The following is a 2,145-nucleotide window of genomic DNA, read 5'->3' on the forward strand; positions in this document are numbered from 1 at the left end:
ATGGCGTCAGTCTCCTCGTCACTATGCTCCTGCGTGGCCTTCAGCTCATGCTTTTCCCGCAGAAGTCGCCGCCTGCGCTCCAATCAACGAGCCTACGTCTATAAATGATTGTTAAAAGCTTATTTTCAGAATTTGAGACAATTTTTAGTTCTTGACAAAATAAAGCTACATATAATTTAATTAATATATGTTTTAATAATTAAAATATATATTAATTAAATTATAATGAGGTGATTATCCATGACAAACGAACAAGTTCAGAAGTTACGCACCATAACCCTTACAAGTGGCAGTATTAAAGAATTAGCCCCAAACTGTGAGCAGTTAAATATCCGCGGTGCTGTTGCTTTACATCAAGAAGTACGCTTAAAAACAATCTCTACTCACGGACATAGTTCTTTCCATTCTCGCGTTGAAGCACACGTTTTAAAAAATACAGGATCTTGTGTCATCAAGGATTTTTGTGAAATAAATGAAATGACGAATGCTGGAAATTTAAAGATGAGAAATGGGCAAGTACAGAAGATTAACAGTTCGGGGAAGCTAACAATCGAACAAAAATTACAAGCAGAACATTTTAATGCAACTGGCCTTGTTAAAGCGAAAGAAATACACGCAAAACAATTTCAGTTAAAAATGTCTGGCCGAAGTGAAATCAATCAGCTTATCGCTGATGAAATTTATGTTGAAAAAGATAGACTATCTCTGTCTTTCTTAAAGAAAAAATTAGTTTGCAAAAGTATACAAGGGAGAACCTTGGAACTTTCTAACACTGATGCGGAAATTGTTGAAGGGGATGTCGTGGTAATTGAAGATAATTGTATTATACAAACACTTTATTACAAACAAGACTATTCAATCTCTCCGAATGCTAAAGTGCAGCAAATCATCAGGAGTGAAAATTAGATGAAAATGATTCGGTCATTTTTTTGCTTGCTCGCAACATTAGTGTTATCGGTCCTCTACGGAGGGTTGATTTTAAGTGCAGTATTATCAATACTAGCCGGTATTTTAAGAACAGTGGGCTTTGACCAATTAAAAATGAGTATTTGGCAAGGCGTTGACCTTCCAGTTATTTTAAGTATTCCTTTATCACTTGTTGTTTCTTTCTTACTTTTCATTATTTCGCTTTATGTAAAACGCTCCCTTGTATTTTGCTGTTCACAGCTTAAATTTTAAAAAGCTAGTAAGCACAGCGTTTAGTTTTATAAAGTAAATGCACTTCTACTTCTAACTAAAAACGTTACACGTTATGGGAAATATAATATTTGTAAAAATTCACTAAACCCTTGCGCGCTAGGTTGCTGTTCACTTTCTGAGCGTCAATAAACACGGTTGTCGCATATAGGATTAAGACTTTCTAAACTAAAAAGTACTGCAGGTGTTGAAAACTGACCTTGTAAAATTACGCAAAATTGATACTTTTCAATAGGCCACTCCTTTGCTAACTTTATCAATAAATAAAAAACCGATAAAAAAGGTAAGAAAGGTCTATTACTATGAACATTACAAAAAGTACGAAAAGTTATACAAATACACGCGTTTTTGATTTGATTCAAACGGCCATGTTAATTGCACTAGTATTCGTTGCAACGCTCTTTATAAATATTAAATTACCTATTACTGCAAACGGTGGTTTGGTTCATCTTGGAACGGCGATGCTCTTTATCACATCCATCTTATTTGGTCCTAAAAAAGGAGCAATGGCTGGCGCCTTTGGGATGGGCTTATTCGATTTAATATCTGGATGGACATTATGGGCACCTTTTACTTTTTTAACGCGTGGTTTGCAAGGCTATATAGTTGGGAAAATTGCCTGGTCTCAGGGTCGACAAGGTAATAGTATTACGTTCAATCTCATCGCTACCATTATTTCAGTTCCCTTTATGTTAGCTGGTTATTATATTTGTGAACGTGTGCTATTTGGGAATTGGATCATACCAGCAGCCTCTATTCCTGGTAACCTCGTTCAAAATATTGTAGGCATCTGTGCTGCCATTCCTGTTTGTATTGTACTGAAAAAAATTAATGTTTTTAAATAATTTCTAGAAAACACCGAAAATATTGTAAAGGCCGATTTTCTACACATTCAGAAAATCTGCTTTTATATTTTAAAAAAATTAGCAAAGAACCTTCAATCCAAAG

At 34.9% G+C, this 2,145-nt stretch carries 3 protein-coding genes; all 3 read left to right on the forward strand.

Annotated elements, in window-relative coordinates:
* The first annotated feature begins 240 nt into the window (after positions 1–240).
* The 3 genes from H131_RS22665 to H131_RS22675 all read left to right on the forward strand — a co-directional run bounded on the left by H131_RS22665 (position 241) and on the right by H131_RS22675 (position 2,042).
* Positions 241–906, forward strand: coding sequence for a hypothetical protein (locus tag H131_RS22665; protein ID WP_010861471.1), 666 nt, complete (start codon positions 241–243; stop codon positions 904–906).
* Positions 907–1,179 carry a hypothetical protein gene (locus H131_RS22670; RefSeq protein WP_010861472.1) on the forward strand — a complete coding sequence of 91 codons (273 nt, stop codon included), beginning with the start codon at positions 907–909 and terminating at the stop codon, positions 1,177–1,179.
* Positions 1,180–1,499: 320 nt separating this feature from the next.
* A complete protein-coding gene (locus tag H131_RS22675) occupies positions 1,500–2,042 on the forward strand; it encodes an ECF transporter S component (protein ID WP_010861473.1) in 543 nt (180 codons plus the stop codon).
* Positions 2,043–2,145: the final 103 nt, after the last annotated feature.

The organism is Lysinibacillus sphaericus OT4b.31, assembly GCF_000392615.1.
In the GTDB taxonomy this organism is placed as follows: domain Bacteria; phylum Bacillota; class Bacilli; order Bacillales_A; family Planococcaceae; genus Lysinibacillus; species Lysinibacillus sphaericus_B.

Excerpts from the sequence above, each read along its gene's own strand:
- H131_RS22670 (WP_010861472.1), top strand. The coding sequence starts at position 907 with ATGAAAATGATTCGGTCATTTTTTTGCTTGCTCGCAACATTAGTGTTA.
- H131_RS22675 (WP_010861473.1), top strand. The coding sequence starts at position 1,500 with ATGAACATTACAAAAAGTACGAAAAGTTATACAAATACACGCGTTTTT.
- H131_RS22665 (WP_010861471.1), top strand. The coding sequence starts at position 241 with ATGACAAACGAACAAGTTCAGAAGTTACGCACCATAACCCTTACAAGT.